16 protein-coding genes are annotated in these 18,167 nt (G+C 62.9%); 13 read left to right on the top strand and 3 right to left on the bottom strand.

Translation table 11 applies throughout. The features are described 5' to 3' along the window. Positions 1-113: 113 nt before the first annotated feature. A complete protein-coding gene (locus GWE18_RS16275; protein ID WP_275186705.1) occupies positions 114-929 on the bottom strand; it encodes an SDR family oxidoreductase in 816 nt (271 codons plus the stop codon). 116 nt (positions 930-1,045) lie between these two features. On the opposite strand from GWE18_RS16275, the gene GWE18_RS16280 reads away from it, so the two are divergent. From GWE18_RS16280 to GWE18_RS16295, 4 genes are all read left to right on the top strand, one after another. After that, on the top strand, positions 1,046-1,984 hold the full coding sequence (locus tag GWE18_RS16280; RefSeq protein WP_275186706.1) for a LysR family transcriptional regulator: 939 nt from the start codon (positions 1,046-1,048) through the stop codon (positions 1,982-1,984). Positions 1,985-2,369: 385 nt separating this feature from the next. After that, positions 2,370-2,915: a TRAP transporter small permease gene (locus tag GWE18_RS16285; RefSeq protein WP_275186707.1), complete on the top strand. Its 546-nt coding sequence runs from the start codon at positions 2,370-2,372 to the stop codon at positions 2,913-2,915. 1 nt (position 2,916) lies between these two features. Further along, positions 2,917-4,224 (top strand): TRAP transporter large permease subunit, encoded by a 1,308-nt coding sequence (locus tag GWE18_RS16290; protein WP_275186708.1) that lies wholly within the window; start codon positions 2,917-2,919, stop codon positions 4,222-4,224. A 14-nt stretch (positions 4,225-4,238) separates the two neighbouring features. Next, complete coding sequence (locus GWE18_RS16295; RefSeq protein WP_275186709.1) at positions 4,239-5,213, top strand: TRAP transporter substrate-binding protein; 975 nt, start codon at positions 4,239-4,241, stop codon at positions 5,211-5,213. A 108-nt stretch (positions 5,214-5,321) separates the two neighbouring features. Here the strand turns inward: GWE18_RS16295 and GWE18_RS16300 are convergent, their stop codons facing one another. Then, positions 5,322-5,945, bottom strand: coding sequence for a TetR/AcrR family transcriptional regulator (locus tag GWE18_RS16300; protein WP_275186710.1), 624 nt, complete (start codon positions 5,943-5,945; stop codon positions 5,322-5,324). 267 nt (positions 5,946-6,212) lie between these two features. On the opposite strand from GWE18_RS16300, the gene GWE18_RS16305 reads away from it, so the two are divergent. Both GWE18_RS16305 and GWE18_RS16310 read left to right on the top strand, forming a co-directional pair. Then, positions 6,213-7,214 carry an alpha/beta hydrolase gene (locus tag GWE18_RS16305; RefSeq protein ID WP_275186711.1) on the top strand — a complete coding sequence of 334 codons (1,002 nt, stop codon included), beginning with the start codon at positions 6,213-6,215 and terminating at the stop codon, positions 7,212-7,214. After that, the gene (locus GWE18_RS16310; protein ID WP_275186712.1) at positions 7,214-8,659 is read left to right on the top strand and encodes an MATE family efflux transporter; all 1,446 of its coding nucleotides are present in this window, start codon (positions 7,214-7,216) and stop codon (positions 8,657-8,659) included. Before GWE18_RS16305 ends, GWE18_RS16310 begins: the two co-directional genes overlap by 1 nt. A 67-nt stretch (positions 8,660-8,726) precedes the next feature. Here the strand turns inward: GWE18_RS16310 and GWE18_RS16315 are convergent, their stop codons facing one another. Then, complete coding sequence (locus tag GWE18_RS16315; protein ID WP_275186713.1) at positions 8,727-9,629, bottom strand: DUF2066 domain-containing protein; 903 nt, start codon at positions 9,627-9,629, stop codon at positions 8,727-8,729. 248 nt (positions 9,630-9,877) lie between these two features. Between GWE18_RS16315 and GWE18_RS16320 the strand changes: the two genes are divergently transcribed. The 7 genes from GWE18_RS16320 to GWE18_RS16350 all read left to right on the top strand — a co-directional run bounded on the left by GWE18_RS16320 (position 9,878) and on the right by GWE18_RS16350 (position 18,146). Beyond that, positions 9,878-11,128, top strand: a complete 1,251-nt coding sequence (locus tag GWE18_RS16320; RefSeq protein WP_275186714.1) for an ABC transporter substrate-binding protein — start codon at positions 9,878-9,880, stop codon at positions 11,126-11,128. 127 nt (positions 11,129-11,255) lie between these two features. Next, on the top strand, positions 11,256-12,080 hold the full coding sequence (locus tag GWE18_RS16325) for an AraC family transcriptional regulator (protein WP_275186715.1): 825 nt from the start codon (positions 11,256-11,258) through the stop codon (positions 12,078-12,080). 130 nt (positions 12,081-12,210) lie between these two features. Beyond that, entirely contained in the window at positions 12,211-13,221 is a 1,011-nt protein-coding gene (locus tag GWE18_RS16330) for a branched-chain amino acid ABC transporter permease (protein ID WP_275186716.1), read from the top strand. 1 nt (position 13,222) lies between these two features. Continuing rightward, on the top strand, positions 13,223-14,305 hold the full coding sequence (locus GWE18_RS16335) for a branched-chain amino acid ABC transporter permease (protein WP_275186717.1): 1,083 nt from the start codon (positions 13,223-13,225) through the stop codon (positions 14,303-14,305). Next, complete coding sequence (locus GWE18_RS16340; protein ID WP_275186718.1) at positions 14,298-15,080, top strand: ABC transporter ATP-binding protein; 783 nt, start codon at positions 14,298-14,300, stop codon at positions 15,078-15,080. The genes GWE18_RS16335 and GWE18_RS16340 overlap by 8 nt, the downstream gene beginning before the upstream one ends. Beyond that, complete coding sequence (locus GWE18_RS16345; protein WP_275186719.1) at positions 15,073-17,310, top strand: ABC transporter permease; 2,238 nt, start codon at positions 15,073-15,075, stop codon at positions 17,308-17,310. Before GWE18_RS16340 ends, GWE18_RS16345 begins: the two co-directional genes overlap by 8 nt. 2 nt (positions 17,311-17,312) lie before the next feature. Further along, complete coding sequence (locus GWE18_RS16350) at positions 17,313-18,146, top strand: phosphoenolpyruvate hydrolase family protein (protein ID WP_275186720.1); 834 nt, start codon at positions 17,313-17,315, stop codon at positions 18,144-18,146. Positions 18,147-18,167 lie beyond the last annotated feature (21 nt).

Genomic DNA, 18,167 nt, shown 5'->3' on the forward strand with positions numbered 1-18,167 from the left:
CGGACGTGTGAAGGATTGCCGTCGAGCATCAACTCGACGGTCTCGGCACGTCCGGCTGGATGCCGAGATGTACGTCAGCGGGCCTTAGCGGCTAGGCGATGCGTTGGCGTCGCCTAGACGCTCACGCTTTCATGCTTGTGCAAGTTGTAGCGAGGCGCCGGGATGGCGCTCGAGAGCTTGCTCGACATCGCAAGGCGCGCCGTCTCATGACGATCCCACTCGGACTTGTCCGCCAGCGACGGGATGGTCACGGTCTCGCCAAGGTCGAGACCGGCGAGCGCGGCATCGACCATGTCGTCGGCCGACATCACGATCTGCGCCGGAAGCTGATGAACCGGCTTGCCGGCGACGTCCCAGAATTCGGTAGCCGTGGCGCCCGGCAACACCGCCTGCACGCGGATGCCCTTGTCGGCGAGTTCGTGAAGAAGCGACTGGCTGAACGCGAGCACGAAGGCTTTCGAGCCGCCATAGACGCCGTTCAGCACCTCCGGCGCGATCGCGACGATCGAGGCGATGTTGATGATCGTACCGTTGCCGCGGGTGACAAATCCCGGAACCGCGGCATAGGTCAGCCGCGTCAGCGCGGTGACGTTGAGGCGGATCATGTCTTCCATCTTGTCGACGTCGGAGACGAGCAGCGGATCGGCAGCGCCGACGCCTGCATTGTTGACCAGCAGGGAGATTCCGGCATCGGTACGAAGAATGTCCTCGACGCGTTGCAGGTCTGCCGGGGATGTGAGATCGGCTTCGACCGACTCCACTTTCCGGCCAGTTTCGTTGGCGAGCCGCCGCGCCAGCGATGCGAGCCGCTGCCTGTTGCGCGCCACAAGAATGAGGTCGTGGCCGCGCTTCGCCAGACGATCGGCGTAGATCGCACCGATGCCGGTGGATCCGCCGGTGATAAGGGCGGTGCCTTTGGCTTGGGTCATGTTCATCTCCGTTGGTTGGCCGGGTTCGTTGCTATGCGGTGATGGATAAGCCCTTCCGGAATTGATGGGTATCTGGCAAAATCGAGATGCATCCTTCCAAAAAATGGAAGCATCCGATGGACCGTCTCGAAGGCATGTCGATTGTGTTGGCGGTTGCGGAGGCCGGAAGCCTGTCGGCTGCGGCTCGCCGGCAGAAAATGCCGCTGGCAACCGTGAGCCGAAAAGTGTCTGAGCTCGAAGCGCACCTGCGCACCAAGCTGTTCAATCGATCGAGCCGCGCGCTTGTCCCGACGGACGCAGGTCTCTCCTACATCGCGGCCGCAAAGCGAATCCTTGCCGATGTAGCCGAGGCCGAACGCGCCGCCTCCGGCGAATACTCGACGCCGCGCGGCGAACTGACCGTGTCGGCGCCGCTTGCGTTTGGCCGACTACACCTCATCCCGGTGCTGGCAGAATTCGTGGCAATGTTTCCGGAGGTGGACGTTCACCTCGACTTGCGCGACCGGGCGGTCAACCTGCTGGAGGAGCATATCGATGTCGCGCTTCGGATCGGGACCCTCGCCGACAGCAGCCTGATCGCCATCCGAATTGGCGAAATCTGGCGCGTGTTGTGCGCGAGCCCAACCTATCTGAAGTCTCGCGGGATGCCCAAATCCCCCGACGACCTCTCCAAACACGATTGCATCAGTTTCGTACCGCTCCTGTCGCCAACCACATGGACGTTCAGGAGAGACCAGGCCGAATATGTTGTGCCGGTGCGGTCGCGGCTCGTATTGAGCAATCTTGAATCGACCTTTGAAGCCGCGCGCGCGGGTATGGGGATTGCAGCGCTGTTCTCCTATCAGGTGGCAGGACCGGTCAAATCCGGCGAGCTTGCGCTGCTGCTGCAAGACTTTGAGTCGCCACCGACACCCGTCAGCCTTGTATATCCGCCCAACCGTTTTATGCCGGTCAAGTTGCGCGCCTTCCTGGACTTCGCGGTGCCACGGCTCAAGGCGCGCATTGGCGATCTGCCGAAACGTGCCACGCCGCGAGGGCGAACTGGTCGCGCGTGAAGGAGCGACCCATTTCCGCTTCGTTCCATTCTGCCATGGATCCGGCTGCCAAAATGTCGTCTCTGAAGCAGCGATAGAGGTCGCGGCTGCCCTTTCCCCGGCGCCTTACGACCCATGTCGCTAGAGAGATCTTCGCCATGCATGCTGGGGTAGCAATCCCGTCAGCCTTGGCGGAGGCAGGTGTGGCGTAGTCGCGCGATTTGACTCCCCCGCCTTGACTGTCCGGAGCAACTCCGAAAACCTGTTTCCCTCGGGACTGATTTCAGTAATCCTTTCGCTGGGCCAGGATCGATACGCCCATTTCAGAAGGGGAACGGTTACCGGAAGTGGGAAGTGGTACGTCTATTGCATCTGAGCAATATGCGTGCGAGGGGAAAGACACACCATGATCCGCGTATTTCTTGATTGGCTCTACCTTCTCTCCGGCTATCTCGCCGGACTTTTCCTCATTGCGATTTTTGTCCTGATGCTGCTGCTGTCGGGCGGCCGGCCGCTTGGGGTCAATATTCCGGCGGGCGATGATTTCATCTCGTGGTGCATGGCGGCGACGGCCTTCCTCGGGCTCGCGCATACGTTCAAACACGGCGAGATGATCCGCGTCGGCCTCTTGATCGACCGCCTCAACGACAACGTCCGCCATTATGTCGAGATCGCTGCGCTCCTGGTCGGCGTTGGCTTCATCGGCTTTTTCGCGTGGCATGCTTCGATCATGACCTGGCAATCGCTTAAATTTTCCGACATTTCGCAAGGCGTCATCGCGGTGCCGCTGTGGATTCCGCAACTCGGCTACAGTGGCGGCCTCGTGATTCTTTTCATCGCTTTCGTGGATGAGCTGGTCCATGTCCTGCGCGGCTTCGCACCGCGCTACGAATTGCCAAAGCCGAAGAGCGCCCAGGAAATCGTAGAGCGCGCCATGCAGAGCGGGGTCTGACGTGGAGCTTCTCTCTATCGCCGCTATCCTGCTCGGATTTCTTGCGCTGCTGCTCGGCGCCGGCGTCTGGATCGGCGTCGCATTGATGGCGACAGGATGGGCCGGCATGCAATTCGCCGGCGGCGCCATTCCGGCGGGCAGCGTGCTTGCCACAACGGTGTGGGGCAACAGCGCGTCGTGGTCGCTCGCGGCGTTGCCACTCTTCATCTGGATGGGCGAAATTCTCTTCCGCACGCGCCTATCGGAGGAGATGTTTCGCGGATTTGCGCCCTGGCTGAACTGGCTGCCGGGCCGGCTCATGCACGTCAATGTGCTCGCCTGCGGTGTGTTCGGTTCGGTGTCGGGATCATCAGCCGCGACCTGCGCCACAGTGGCCAAGATCGCCCTGCCGGAATTGAAGAAGCGCGGCTATGACGAAAGCTTGAGCCTCGGCTCGCTGGCCGGTGCGGGTACGCTCGGCATTCTCATCCCGCCGTCGATCACCATGGTGGTCTACGCCGTGCAGGCGAACGTTTCCATCATTCAGGTTTTTCTCGCCGGGTTTCTGCCGGGCATGTTGGTGATGGCGCTCTATTCCGGCTACATCGCAGTGTGGTCGCTCGCCAATCCGAACCGCACGCCGCCCGCCGAACCGTCCATGAGCCTTCGCAGGCGGATTGCCGAGTCGCTCAACCTCATTCCGTGCCTGCTGCTGATCATTTTCGTCTTTCTGTCGCTCTTGATGGGCTGGGCGACGGCGACGGAATGCGCTGCCTGGGGCGTGTTGGGGGCGCTCGCAATCGCATGGTGGCAAGGCGCGTTGACCTGGCAGTCGTTCTGGGCGAGCGTCATGGGCGCGACGCGGGTCAATTGCATGATCCTCTTGATCCTGGCGGGCGCCTCCTACATGGGCACGTCGATGGCCTATACCGGCATCCCGATGGCGCTCGCGAACTGGGTGAACGGCCTCCAGCTCAGCCCCTATGCGCTGATCGCGGCGCTCACCGTTATGTACATCGTGCTCGGCGCGGCACTCGACGGCATTTCCATGATCGTGCTGACCACCGCCATCGTCATTCCGATGGTGAAGCAGGCCGGCTTCGATCTCATCTGGTTCGGCATTTTCCTGGTGCTGGTAGTAGAAATGGCGGAAGTCTCTCCGCCCGTCGGCTTCAATCTGTTCGTCCTGCAGACCATGAGCGGCAAGGATTCCAATACGGTCGCCAAGGCGGCCCTGCCGTTCTTCTTTTTGCTCGTTGCCGCGGTTGCCATCATCACGGTATTTCCTGATATCGTGATGCTGCTGCCGCGGATCGCGTTTCCTGGCTAGAAAGAGGTGTAGTCATGTTAAAGCTTATTAGAACGTGCGCGATGGCCGCCTGCATCGCAGCGCTTGCCGGCCCTGCAATGGCGCAGACAAAATGGAATCTCCCGGCGGCCTATCCGGCGGACAATCCGCATTCGGTGAATCTGATCGCATTCGCCAAGGACGTTGCCGAGGCCACAGGCGGCAAGCTGCAGATCACCGTGCATCCAGCGGCATCCCTGTTCAAGGCGCCGGAAATCAAGCGCGCGGTCGCAACCGGACAGGCGCAGGCGGGTGAGGTTCTGATCTCGCTGCATGAGAACGAAGATCCGATGTTCGGAATCGACGTCATCCCGTTCCTGTCGACGAGCTACCCGGCGGCCAAGAAGCTGTGGCAGGCGTCGAAACCCGCAATCGAAAAGAAGCTCGCATCGCAAGGTCTTCTGCTGCTCTTCGCGGTGCCGTGGGGGCCGCAGGGCATTTATGCCAAGAAAGACCTCAACACCATTGAGGATATGAAAGGCCTGAAGTGGCGCGCCTATAATGTCGGCACCTCGCGCATCGCCGAACTCGTCGGCGCGCAGCCCGTCACCATCCAGGCGGCGGAACTGCCGCAGGCGCTGGCGACCGGTGTCGTGAACGCGTTCATGACCTCGGGCTCGACCGGCTACGACAGCAAGGCCTGGGAAACCATGACGCATTTCTATGATGCGCAAGCCTGGATTCCGAAGAACGTCACCTTCGTGAACAAGGCGGCTTTTGACGCGCTCGACAAGCCGACCCAGGAAGCGATCCTCAAGGCGGCAGCGGTCGCCGAAGAACGCGGCTGGAAGCTCGCGGAAGAAAAGGCGAAGTGGTATCTCGAACAGCTTGCCGCCAACAAGATGAAGGTGCTGCCGCCGCCGCCGGCGCTGAAGACCGGCCTTGAGAAGATCGGGGAGCAGTTGACGTCCGATTGGCTCAAGAAGGCCGGCGCCGATGGTGAAGCCGTGATCGCCGCCTACAAGAAGTAAGGCGCTGTCATGCTCTGGTGGAGTCCGGCGCTCGATCGCCGGACTCTGCTATTTCGCGGCAACCGGCAAAATAGTTTAATGAGTTTCGATCGGCGAAAATAGGCGTCTCTACCCGGCTTTCGGATAGATCTGCAGGAGCCCTGTCGTCGCCTCGTGGGCCCGTCGCGCGATTTCGCCGGCGCTCGGGCGATCGGCCACCTGAAGCAGCAGGCCGGTCATCAGATCACCCCAGAGCAGCCCCAAAAATTGTTCGGTCATCGCGGCAGGATCGCCATCGAACAGCCCGGCTGACTTGGCGTTTGCCATAATCTCCCGCAATGCTTCACGCGTGGGCTTGCGCGCAATCGATACCAGCGCCTGCGCAACCTTTGGCGCGTGCACCGTTTCGGATATCGCCAGCCGAAATACAGCGACAACGGCCGGATCGGTTGTCTCAGTCAGAAGCCTTGTTCCAAAAGCGGTTAGCACGTTGGCCAGGACTTCCCTGTCGCGCAGCTCGGGGAGATCGGCCGGCGCTTTCAGTCGCTGCGCGCGCTCGGTAATGCAGGCAACCAGCATCGCTTCCTTGTTGCCGAACAGGGAATAAAGCTCGCGTTTCGAAACACGGGCACGTGTCGCAATCTCCAGCGTGCTGGTCTGCGCATAACCGTTCTCCATGAACGCCGAAAAGGCGGCGCCCACAATTCGCTTCCGGACCGCCGCTCCATCGGTTTCCTGGTCGCGTGGCTTCATCCTTGGACTCATCGCCTCACTTTTCTACTTGACTCGGTACTAGTCGGTACCATATTTCGAGACGCTTGGTACCGGATCGTACCAAAACGAACTGCAAAGTAAAGGACGGGTCATGGCAGCGGCGAGTGCGTAGGCCTGGTCCGGGAGGGGAAGACGATGAACAGACGCCAGCTATTGGCGGCCGCCCTGGCGCCGCTCGCATTGCGAGTTGCGCCAGACGCGGTCTCATCAAACGCGTCAGCGGCAACTCCGCAGAGAGATGGAAAGATGAACGCACCAACGCAACGCATCGTCGAATGCAACGGGATCCACATCAACATTGCCGAGCAGGGCGAAGGGCCGCTGGTGCTGCTGGTGCACGGCTTCCCTGAATCCTGGTTCTCCTGGCGGCATCAGATCGACGCGCTCGCCGCCGCCGGCTTCCGCGTGGTCGCCCCCGACTTGCGCGGCTACGGCAGGAGCGATGCGCCGCAGGCGATCGACCAATACACAATCCTGCATCTCGTCGGCGACATGGTGGGCATTCTCGATGCTCTCGGGGCGCCGGCCGCGGTCATCGTCGGTCACGACTGGGGCGCCAGCATCGCCTGGCAAGCAGCTCTCATGCGACCCGACCGCTTCAGGGCGGTCGCAGCGCTCAGCGTGCCGTTCCGGCCGCGCGGTAAAGCGCCACCGACAAGTCTCATGCCACGCACGGAGAACGCGCAATTCTATCAGCTCTATTTCCAGGAGCCGGGGCCTGCGGAAGCGGAGCTGGGGCGCGATCCGCGTGCGACCATACGCAACATGCTGTTCGGGGCATCCGGCGACGGCGTAGCTGCGGCCCGCGCGGCCGTCGCTGCCGGCGGGCCCGCGCCAAACCTCAGTATGGTGCCGAAGGGCGGCGGATTTCTGCAAGGACCCGGCGCGCCCAAAACCCTGCCATCCTGGATCGAAGAAAGCGACATCGACTTTTACGGCGAGGAGTTCAAGCGCACCGGCTTCCGCGGAGCGCTCAACTACTACCGCAACCTCGATCGCAACTGGGAAATCACGGGTGCGATGGCCGGTCTGCAGGTGTCGGTACCGGCGCTCTACATGGCTGGCGATCGCGACTTCCTGCTCTCGTTTCCCGGAACGGACCAGTTGCTCGCAAACATGAAGACCTTCGTTCCCGGCTTGCGCAAGATCCAGATGCTTCCCGGTTGCGGCCACTGGACCCAGCAGGAGCGGCCGAACGAGGTCAACGCCGCCCTGGTGGAATTCATTCGAACGCTGCCGAGCCGCTGATGACAACATTGACACCTTCTGAACCGTCCTTGCCGCAACCGGTGGCCGGGACCGCCGGCGCGGCTGCCAGCCGGAAAGAAAGCGAAGCGGCGAAGGTCGGACAGAGGGCAATGCTCGACGGCCCGGTGCTGCCGACGCTCCTGAAGCTCGCTCTGCCGACCGTAGTCGTCCTGGTCGTGCAAACACTTGTCGGCGTGGCGGAGACCTATTTCGTCAGCTTCCTCGGTACGGAAGCCCTGGCGGGCGTCACGCTGGTGTTTCCCGTCTTCATGCTGATGCAGATGATGTCCAATGGCGGCATCGGCGGCGGCGTCGCATCGTCAATTGCGCGTGCGATGGGCGCCGGCAAAGTGGCCGAAGCCGAGGCACTCGTACTGAACGCACTCGTTCTCGCCATTGCTTTCGGAATCATCTTTGCAGGCGCAGAATGGCTGGCCGGCGAGGTCGTCTATCGGTCGCTTGGCGGTCAAGCGGGGACTCTCGATGCGGCGCTCGGATACGGCCACGTCATTTTCTCCGGGGCGGTTTTCGTCTGGATCGTCAGCCTTCTGGCGGCGGCCCTTCGCGGTGCCGGCAACACCGTTGTGCCGGCGGTCGTTATTCTGCTGGGCGTTTTCGTGCTTCTGCCACTTTCACCGGCGCTGATTTTCGGTTGGGGTCCTTTTCCCCGGCTCGGCGTGGCGGGAGCGGGCGTCGCCATCGTCGTCTACTATCTCGTCGCGTCGATCGTGCTGATCGTCTACCTGCGCTCCGCGCGCGCCACGTTGCGCCTGCCGTTCGACGCAAGGCTCATCAAGTGGCGGCTGCTCGCTGATATTCTTCATGTCGGCGGATTGTCAGCCATCGGCACCATCCAGGCCAACTTGACTGTCGTTTTGATCACTGGCGCGGTCGGGCTGTTCGGCGCCGACGCCATCGCAGGATACGGGATGGCGTCCCGACTCGATTACATCCAGATCCCGCTCCTGTTTGCGTTTGGCAGCGCGGCGCTTACGATGGTTGGCGTGAATATCGGGGCCGGTCAGGTCAAACGCGCAGAACGCATCGCGTGGATCGCTGCGTTCTTCGCTGCCGGCGTTACCGAATTGCTCGGACTTTTTGTAACGGCGTTTCCCCAGGCATGGTTGATGCTGTTCAGCACCGAGCCCGAGGTTCTTGCGGCCGGCTCGATCTATTTCCGGACGGTGGCGCCTTTCTACGGCGTAGCCGGTCTCGGGATGCTGCTGTATTTCGCCGGTCAGGGCGCCGGCCGCGTGATGTGGCCGGTTGCTGGCGGAACCATCCGGCTGTTGATTGCGGCCGGGATCGGTTGGTTCGTTGTTGCCGGTCTTGGCGGAGGATTGCAGCAGCTATTCATCGCGGTTGCCGCGGGCTCGATCGTATCAGGTGCAATTGTCGCAGGTGCACTTTGGCTCCGTGGCTGGGGCCGTCCGGTCAGATCTTGAAATAAATCCGGCGCGAGAAAGTGCCGGGCCGGCAACGAACGCGATGGGAAGCGACGCGCCGGGAAAATCAATGAAGCTTGTTTCTTCCCGCTTCCGATCTGGCTACTGGATCGCCGTTGCCTGACAAGACCTGGGCCGCGCCGCCGATGCCGCGTCGGAAGGCTTCATCAAATGTGACGCCGCGAATTTGCCAACGATGCGTCCGGCCGCCCCAATCCATCTGCCACTGCGTGGCCCAGCCGAGCTCCCGATCATCCCAGACCAATCGCCCGACCACAACGACTTCGCCACTCTGCTCGGCCGCAACCGGCGCCAGCGCCGGGAAAGGCGCCGTCCTGAGCTCCGCGCCGCTGATGTTCGATTTCGCCAGCGCCGCCGTGCTGGGCAGCACGATGCCCATGCCACGCTTCTCCGCCGCGGCGAGCAGTGCGTCGCGTTGCAGGTCGGACTGGGTGCCATCCGATGTCACGATATAGTTCCTCGGGCCTTGTTCCATCTCGACAAAGGCCGCAAGGCGCGGACGATGTGCAAGCCAGGGCTTGAGGCCGAACGCCCTAAGAATGTCGTCGATCTTGCTTTCCTCAAATTCCACCGTCAGATCATAGGGCCGGTCGCGGGTGCCCTGCTCGTCACGAACGGGCTTGCCTGCAAACTGATCGCGATAGCTGAATGACGTGACGAAACGCTTTGCCTGCGATTTATAGGCTGCCAATCGCCGGTCACCGGCGAGCTTCTGTGCGCCGGATACCTTGATGAGGACGTCCTCCAGACACGCGGCAAAGCCAACGATGCGATTCGCCTCGCCCTGCCCCGTTACGGTGACCTTGGTACGATAGAGATCGCTGCCTGCGGCGGCCATGGTATCGGCGCACAGGGTCAGCACGGCTGCCACAAATATCCTGACGATCGCGCTGCCTGCGGCAGGGCATCTCGAGACAAGCCGACATCTCGCCACATCCAGATCAACCACGATCAATCCTCCGCGACACTGCTTTAGGGTGCTCTTCTTCGAACATTCATTCGTTTTTTCCAAGACTGCCCCCTTCGCGGCGCAGCATTCAAAATGAGACTACCGGTCAAGTTGCGGCCAGTGAAGTTGCGCGCCCCGCCTCAGTGATCAGCTAGCTTTCGTCCGGCGGTCCCGGTCGCACAACCGGCTATCAACGGCGTGGCGATTTTGGAACGACCTAAAAACTGGCGATACAAGGGAGGGGTTCGATGTTGAGAAGCTGTGCGGTACTGGTCGCGCTAAGCAGCCTTTTGCTTTCTGGCGCCGCCATGGCTCAAGAGAAGATCAAGGTCGGCGTCACTGCGACACTCGAAGGCACCTATACGGTGCTCGGCGAGGACGGCATACGCGGCCATCAGACGGCGATCAATACGCTCGGCAAGAAGGTCGGCGACAAGGAACTCGAGTTCATCATCGCTTCGACGGATGCGACGCCCGACTCCGCCATTCGCGCCGTGCGCAAGCTGATCGAGCAGGACAAGGTGCAGATCCTGCTCTCGCCGCTGTCCGGCGACGAAGGCATCGCGGTCAAGAACTTTGCCAAGACGCGGCCCGAGTTGACCTTCGTGAACGCCGCCTCGGGTGCACAGGAAACCACTTACGTCGACCCGGCGCCGAACTTCTTCCGCTTCAACATGGACGGCGCCCAGTGGCAGGTCGGGCTCGGCAAATATGCCTATGAAACCAAGGGCTATCGAAAGATCGCAACCGTCGGCGAAGACTACTCATTCATCTACACGCAGGTGTTCGGGCTTGTGCTTGAGTTCTGCGGCGCCGGTGGACAGGTCACGAACCGGCAATGGGTGCCGCTTGGCACCAAGGACTTTGCGTCCGTCATTGCCGCCCTGCCCGACGATGTCGACGCGATCTATCTCGGCCTCGGCGGTGCGGACGCCGTCAATTTCCTGAACCAGTATCAGCAGGCCGGCGGCAAGGCGCATCTCATGGGCGGCTCGATCATGGTCGACCAGACCATCCTCTCCGCCAAGGGCAACGCCAAGAATGCGCTGCTCGGCACCATTGCCGCGAGCGGCCAGGCCGACACCTGGGAGGATCCGGGCTGGCAGAAGTTCGTGAAGGCCTATCAGGACGCCTTCCCCCCGAACAAGCGGTTCCCGAGCCCCTCGCTGCTCGCCACCAACTATTACGGCTCGACGATGGCGCTCATCCTCGCGCTGCGTCAGGTCAACGGCGATCTCAGCAACAACCAGGCAAAGCTCAAGGAAGCCCTCGCCAAGATTGAGCTCGACGCGCCCAACGGCAAGATCAAGCTCGACTCCAACCGCCAGGCCATCGGAACCAACTTCGTCACCGAGGTGGTGGATGACGGCAAGGGTGCATTGTTCAGCAAGGTCGTGAAGGTCATTCCCAACGTGAACCAGACGCTGGGCTACGACCCGGCGGTGTTCTCCAAGATCGGCCTGCCGAGCCGAACGGTTCCGGAGTGCAAGAAGTACTGAGTTCTTCGCATTTGCGAACGGGTCCCGGTCACGCCGGGGCCCGGGCAAACGCCATCCAAGCTTGCATTCTCTCCGCGGATGTTGAACGCTGGCGGAAAAGACAAGAACATCCCGCGGGAGGGAAGGCATGAGCAAGGCTCTCGCCGTCTTCCACGGCCGGTTCGGTCGCGCGACGGTCTATCAGTTGAACCGCCCCTTCAACATGCACGCGCATCGCGAGGGGCATCTGATTTTTCATGTCGGTGGAACGCCGGCCCGCATTGATGTGTGCGATGAGCGATGGCTCCTCGCAGAAGACTCGATTGTTGCCGTCAACCCCTGGGAACCACACAATTTTGTTCCGACGGACGTAGAGAACGGCGCGATCTTCTTCGTCCTCTACGTCAACGCCGAATGGTTCGCCCCAGATGCGGCGCGGGCCCACGGCCTGCGGTTCGGCCGCACCTGTTTCAAGCGCACCGTCCCCCTCGACCGGCACATCAGGCGAACCGCCGCGCTGGTCTGCGGCGCGCCCTCCTTAAGCAGCCTCGATTGCGAACTGAGGCAGTTGATCGACGGTTGCTATGAAGAGAGCTGGCAGCGGCCCGAACCAGTCCAGGAGACGCGCACCGCCGCCGTCACCGACTTTCGCGTCCGCAAATCCATCAAGCTGATGTCCGAAAGCCCTGGCGCCGAGATCGAACTGGATTCGATCGCACGGGCCTCCGGGCTGTCGCGGCCCCACTTCTACAGGCTGTTCCGCACCCAGACCGGCGTCACGCCGAACCTTTATCTGAATACACTGATCATGGAACAGGCCTTGGACGCGCTGGTCGCGACCGAAGTGCCGATCGCCGATATCGGCTTCGATCTCGGCTTCTCCTCCCAGAGCGGTTTCACGCGCTTCTTCGCAGCCAATGTCGGGATGGCGCCCACGGAATACCGCCGCGCCGCCAAAGTCTTGCGACCCTGAGCTTACCCGGCGCGAAAAGATACTGACAATCAAGTGCGCGGTTTGCGGCACCATTAGGATGGTCCGAAAACGCGAGCCGAAACGGCCGCGGCGTCTGGGAGGACGGTATGGCGACGGCCGGGCTACTACCGTGACAGGATTCATCGAACGCCATCCGGCATGGGCGCTGATCCTGCTGATCGCGATCGCGCTGCTGTTGTGGCTGATCCTTGCCGTCTGGCCGCCCGGACTCGAAGAGGCGATCGGCAGGAAGCGGGTCTTTCTCAATGCCGTTTTCAACGGCATCACGCTCGGCAGCCTCTACTTCCTGGTGGCAAGCGGCTTCACCCTGATCTTCGGCCTGATGCGCAACGTCAATCTGGCGCATGGCTCGCTCTATCTGTTCGGCGGCTATGTCGGTTACGCCATCAGTACCTGGACCGGCTCATGGGTGCTCGGCTTCATCATCGCGTTTATTGCGGTGGCGCTGGTCGGAATAGTCCTGCAAATCGTCGTCTTCCGCCGCATGGAGGGCGAGGATCTGCGCCAAACCATGGTGACGATCGGGCTGTCGATCGTGTTTGCGGATCTGATGCTGTGGGTATTCGGCGGCGATTTCTATCAGATCCAGACCCCGAACTGGCTGGTCGGCCCGATCGAATTGCCGCTGGTCACCGCGGTCAGATCGTCGGGCGAGGCGGTCTATCTGCGGTATCCGCTGGTGCGGCTCGTGATCTTCGTCGCCGCCGTCGTGATCGGCATCGTGATGTGGCTGGCGCTCAATCGAACCCGCGTCGGGATGATGGTGCGCGCCGGCGTCGATGACCGCGATATGCTCGCCGCCACCGGCGTGCCCATCCAGCTCGTCTTCGTTGCCGTGTTCGCGCTCGGCGCGGGGCTTGCCGGCATCGCGGGCGTGGTCGGCGGAACCTTTCAGTCGATCTCGCCCGGCGAAGATACCCGCTTCCTGCTGGCGTCCCTTGTCGTCGTCATTGTCGGCGGCATGGGGTCGATCCCGGGCGCGGCGCTGGGCGCCGTCATCATCGGCCTCGCCGAGCAGCTTGGCTCGGTCTACATCCCGACCTACGCGATCGTGGTGACCTTCCTGATCATGGTGCTGGTGCTGGCTCTGCGGCCGCAGGGCCTGTTGGCGAGGCGCTGACATGTCGTTGGTCCAGGGCGCGCATCAAGAGACCAGTCAGGCGGCAGGAGCGCGCGCTGTACTGCTGTCGTGGCCGGAATTCAACAAGCCGGCGGTCTGGCTGGTGGCAGTGATCCTTTTGATCATGCCGTTCATCGCCAGCGGCTTCTTCCTGATCGAGATCTTCGCCACGACGCTGATCCTCGGAACCATCGCGCTCAGCCTGATGTTCCTGGCGGGCTATGGCGGCATGGTCAGCCTGATGCAGCTCACTATCGCCGGCTTCGCCGCCTATATGGTTGCGGTGTTCGGCATGAGCGCCAACACCAATATCAGCCTCGGCTGGCCGTGGTGGCTCGCAACGCCGATGGCGCTGGTGCTCGCGACCATCTTCGGCACGCTCGGCGGCACGCTCGCGGTGCGCACCGAGGGCATCTACACCATCATGATCACGCTCGCGATCGGTGCGGCCTTCTACTATTTCACCAATCAGAACTGGCCGATCTTCGGCGGCCACACCGGCATCAACACCATCGCCACGCCGAAATTCTGGGGCGTCGACTGGCGCTCCGACATCCCCTACTATTACGTCACGCTGGGTGTCGCGGCGTTCTGCTATTTCGCCGTTCAATATGTCTCGCGCGCGCCGTTCGGCCTCGCGCTGCAGGGCGTGCGGGACAATCCCCGCCGCATGGCGGCGCTCGGTTTCAATGTCAACGCGCACCGCGTGGCAGCCTACGCCTTCGCGTCCTTTATCGCCGCGCTCGGCGGCGTGCTGCAGGTCTGGAACTACCGGCAGATATCGCCCGGCTCGGTCAGCGTCGGAGCCTGCATCGATATCCTGATTATCGCCGTGGTCGGCGGCATCACCCGACCCATTGGCCCCTTCATCGGCGCCTTCATCTTCGTCATCCTGCGCACCTTCGCGCTCGATTTGCTGGTCAAGTTCGGGCTCGACGGCAACCGCTTCCGGCTGCTGATCGGCCTCGGATTCCTCGCCATTGTGTTCTGGTCATCGGATGGCGTGATCGGGCTCTGGGAGCGCTGGCGACGTCGCACGGCCACTCCAGACAAACGCCCGGGCGGAGGCCACGGCCATGGATAGCGCCGCACCACGCTTCTCGGCCGTCGGTGCCGGCGCCGCGCTGGAGCTGCGCGGTGTGACGCGGCTGTTCGGCGCGCTTGCGGCGCTGACCGACGTCACCATCACGGTTCGTCCGGGGGAGCGCCGCGCCGTGCTCGGCTCCAACGGCGCCGGCAAGACCACGCTGTTCAATTGCGTGACCGGCGACTTTCCGCCGTCGTCCGGCACGATCCGCTTCTTCGGCGAGGACATTACCCACTTCCCGCCTTACGAGCGTATCCGCCGCGGCCTGCGCCGCACCTACCAGATCTCGGCGCTGTTTCCCGGCCTCACCGTGAGAGACAACGTCTACCTCGCCTGCCGCGGCGTTTCCCGCGGACGATTTTCTCCGCTGCGTCCGGGCGCGAACGACGCTCTCATACATGCGACTGAGGCGCTGATCCAGGCGGTGCATCTGACGCCGGTCGGTGAGCAGCGGGTCGCTGAGCTCGCGCATGGCCAGCAGCGGCAGCTCGAGATCGCGCTCGCGCTCGCCGGCGCGCCGCGCTTCGTCTTGTTCGACGAGCCGGCCGCAGGCCTCTCCCCCACCGAGCGGCGCGAGCTGATCGAGATCCTGACGTCGCTACCCGCCCACATCGGCTACATCATCATCGAGCACGACATGGATGTCGCGCTCCGCGTCGTCGAAAGCGTCACGATGATGCACAATGGACGCGTCTTCAAGGAAGGCCTGCCGCACGAGATCGAAGCCGACCCCGAGGTCCAGGAACTTTATCTGGGGGCCGGCCATGAGTGAGATCCGCCGCTCCGCGCCTGCCCTCGAAGTCCGGGGCCTCGACGTCTATTACGGCCATTCGCATGCCTTGCAGGGCGTCGACCTGACGCTGGATTCAGGCGTGTTCTCGGTGGTCGGCCGTAACGGCATGGGCAAGACCACCCTGTGCAAGACCATCATGGGCTTGCTGCGGGCAAGCGGCGGTTCGGTTCGCGTTCGCGGCGAGGATATTACCCGTCTAAGCCCGGCGCGGATCGCGCAGGCAGGCGTCGGCTATGTTCCGCAAGGCAGACGACTGTGGCGCTCGCTCAGCGTTTCCGAACATTTGAGCCTGGCCGCCGGGATGCGGCGAGGCGCCTGGACCATCGATCGCATCTACGAGACGTTTCCCCGCCTTGCCGAACGCAAGGACCATGGCGGCGCTCAGCTCTCCGGCGGCGAACAGCAGATGCTGGCGATCTCGCGCGCGCTTCTGACCAATCCGCATCTGCTCATCATGGACGAGCCGACCGAAGGGCTGGCGCCCGTCATCGTCGCCCAGGTCGAGGAAATGCTGGTGCGCCTCGGCGAGGACGGCGACATGTCGGTGCTCGTGATCGAGCAGAATATCGGCGTCGCCACTGCGATCTCCAAGAATGTCGCGATCATGGTCAACGGCCGTATCAATCGTATCATCGATTCCGCGCGCCTCGCGGCGGATCGGGAACTGCAACAACGTCTGCTGGGTGTTGGAGTAGTTGGAGTCCACGCCGAGCCGGAAGCAGATCTCGAAACTGCCGATGCAGGCGCCGAGGCTGAGGCGCGACCCGCGCCGCCGCGCGCGCCAAGTACGGCGCCGATCCGGATCTATATCTCCAATCCCACGCTGCCGACGCGCTGGTCGCAGCCGGCGCCCATTGCGCGCATCGAAGCCGCAGCGCGCACGCTTTCGACGGGCGTTGCGCGGATCGAAGACGCCGCCCGGCAAAAGCGCCAGGCCGGCGCTGTTCTACAAGGCGTGTCCGGACCGCCCGTCGTCCTCGTCGTCGGGACGCTCGATACCAAGGGCGAGGAGCTGCGTTTCATTCGCGACGTGATCGCCCGGCACGGTCTGAGGACGCGCCTGGTCGACGTTTCCACCAGCGGCAAGCTCTCGACCTGCGACGTCTCCGCCCAGGAAATCGCGCTCAACCACGGGCGCGGCGGATCCAGCGTGTTCGGATCCGACCGCGGTGCGTCGGTAACGGCGATGGCGGACGCCTTCGCCAACTGGCTGCGCCGTCAGGGCAATGTCGCAGGCATCATTTCGGCGGGCGGCTCCGGCGGCGCCTCGCTGGTCGCGCCAGCCATGCGCGCGCTTCCCGTCGGCGTGCCGAAACTCATCATCTCGTCGGTCGCATCAGGAGATGTCGGCCCCTATGTGGGGCCTGCCGATATCACGATGATGTATTCGGTCACCGACGTGCAGGGGCTCAACGCGATCTCGCGCGCCGTGCTCGCCAATGGCGCCAACGCCATTGCCGGCATGGTGAAGGCGCGTCTCGACGATCGCGCCGGGTCCGAACGCAACGTGTCGGCCGATTTGCCCGCGGTCGGCATCACCATGTTCGGCGTGACGACACCTGCCGTGCAGAAGATCACGACTGATCTGCGCAGTGATTTCGAATGTCTCGTCTTCCACGCCACCGGCGTCGGCGGCCGCTCGATGGAAAAGCTGGTCGATTCCGGAATGCTGGCCGCCGTCATCGATCTCACGACGACGGAGGTCTGCGACCTCCTGATGGGCGGCGTATTCCCCGCCACCGAGGACCGCTTCGGCGCGATTATCCGCAGCCGCCTGCCCTTCATCGGCTCTGTCGGCGCGCTCGACATGGTCAATTTCGGCGCCCCCGACACCATCCCCGAACGCTATCGTCAGCGCAAATTCCACGTTCACAATCCGCAGGTGACCTTGATGCGCACCACGCCGGAGGAGAACGAGCGCATCGGGCGCTGGATCGGCGAGAAACTCAACCGGATGGACGGGCCGGTGCGCTTCTTTCTGCCGGAAGGCGGCGTCTCCGCGCTCGACGCGCCGGGTCAGCCGTTCTGGCATCCGGAGGCCGACGCGGCGCTGTTCACCGCGCTCGAACGCAGCGTGCGCCAGACCGGAAATCGCCAGCTCATCCGCATCAAGCGCCACATCAACGAACCCGAATTTGCATCCGCCATCGTCACCGCGCTCCGCCCCCTGGTCGGACGCCCGGGGACCCGTCGGAAAGTCGCGAGGTGACCATGGCGAAGTTCGAACGTTCAGCCATCCTGAAGAAGTTTCGCAACATGGCCGCCAAGGGCGAGCCGATCGTCGGCGGCGGCGCCGGCACTGGATTGTCCGCCAAATGCGAGGAAGCCGGTGGCGTCGATTTAATCGTCATCTACAATTCCGGCCGCTACCGCATGGCGGGACGCGGCTCGCTAGCCGGACTGATGCCCTATGGCGATGCCAACGCGATCGTGGTCGAGATGGCCGGCGAAGTGCTTCCGGTCGTCACGCGGACGCCGGTGCTGGCCGGCGTCAACGGCACCGATCCGTTCCGCGACATGGACCTCTTCCTGGACCAGTTGAAGGCGCTGGGTTTTGCCGGCGTGCAGAACTTTCCGACCGTCGGGCTGATCGACGGAATCTTCCGCGCCAATCTCGAGGAAACCGGGATGTCCTACGCGCTGGAGATCGACATGATCGCCAAGGCGCACGACAAGGACATGCTGACGACGCCTTACGTGTTCAGCGAAAGCCAGGCTACCGCCATGGCAATTGCCGGCGCCGATATCATCGTCTGCCATCTCGGCCTGACCACCGGCGGCGCGATCGGGGCGCACACCGCGCAAAAGCTCGAAGACTGCCCGGAACAGATCGACACCTGGGCGGCGGCAGCGCTGTGCGTCAATCCGGACATATTGGTGCTGGCCCATGGCGGCCCGATCGCCGAGCCCGCCGATGCCGATTTCATCATGAAACATACGCGCAAGTGCCACGGCTTTTACGGCGCCTCCTCGATGGAGCGTCTGCCGGTGGAGCGGGCGCTGACAGAACAGGTTCGTAAATTCAAGGCGATCGGCGCGCGGTAACGCCGAGACCAAAGGGAGGAA

This window comes from Bradyrhizobium sp. CSA112, from assembly GCF_029051645.1.
Lineage (GTDB): Bacteria > Pseudomonadota > Alphaproteobacteria > Rhizobiales > Xanthobacteraceae > Bradyrhizobium.

Excerpts from the sequence above, each read along its gene's own strand:
- GWE18_RS16275 (WP_275186705.1), bottom strand. The coding sequence starts at position 929 with ATGACCCAAGCCAAAGGCACCGCCCTTATCACCGGCGGATCCACCGGC.
- GWE18_RS16280 (WP_275186706.1), top strand. The coding sequence starts at position 1,046 with ATGGACCGTCTCGAAGGCATGTCGATTGTGTTGGCGGTTGCGGAGGCC.
- GWE18_RS16285 (WP_275186707.1), top strand. The coding sequence starts at position 2,370 with ATGATCCGCGTATTTCTTGATTGGCTCTACCTTCTCTCCGGCTATCTC.
- GWE18_RS16295 (WP_275186709.1), top strand. The coding sequence starts at position 4,239 with ATGTTAAAGCTTATTAGAACGTGCGCGATGGCCGCCTGCATCGCAGCG.
- GWE18_RS16300 (WP_275186710.1), bottom strand. The coding sequence starts at position 5,945 with ATGAAGCCACGCGACCAGGAAACCGATGGAGCGGCGGTCCGGAAGCGA.
- GWE18_RS16305 (WP_275186711.1), top strand. The coding sequence starts at position 6,213 with ATGAACGCACCAACGCAACGCATCGTCGAATGCAACGGGATCCACATC.
- GWE18_RS16310 (WP_275186712.1), top strand. The coding sequence starts at position 7,214 with ATGACAACATTGACACCTTCTGAACCGTCCTTGCCGCAACCGGTGGCC.
- GWE18_RS16320 (WP_275186714.1), top strand. The coding sequence starts at position 9,878 with ATGTTGAGAAGCTGTGCGGTACTGGTCGCGCTAAGCAGCCTTTTGCTT.
- GWE18_RS16325 (WP_275186715.1), top strand. The coding sequence starts at position 11,256 with ATGAGCAAGGCTCTCGCCGTCTTCCACGGCCGGTTCGGTCGCGCGACG.
- GWE18_RS16335 (WP_275186717.1), top strand. The coding sequence starts at position 13,223 with ATGTCGTTGGTCCAGGGCGCGCATCAAGAGACCAGTCAGGCGGCAGGA.
- GWE18_RS16340 (WP_275186718.1), top strand. The coding sequence starts at position 14,298 with ATGGATAGCGCCGCACCACGCTTCTCGGCCGTCGGTGCCGGCGCCGCG.
- GWE18_RS16345 (WP_275186719.1), top strand. The coding sequence starts at position 15,073 with ATGAGTGAGATCCGCCGCTCCGCGCCTGCCCTCGAAGTCCGGGGCCTC.
- GWE18_RS16350 (WP_275186720.1), top strand. The coding sequence starts at position 17,313 with ATGGCGAAGTTCGAACGTTCAGCCATCCTGAAGAAGTTTCGCAACATG.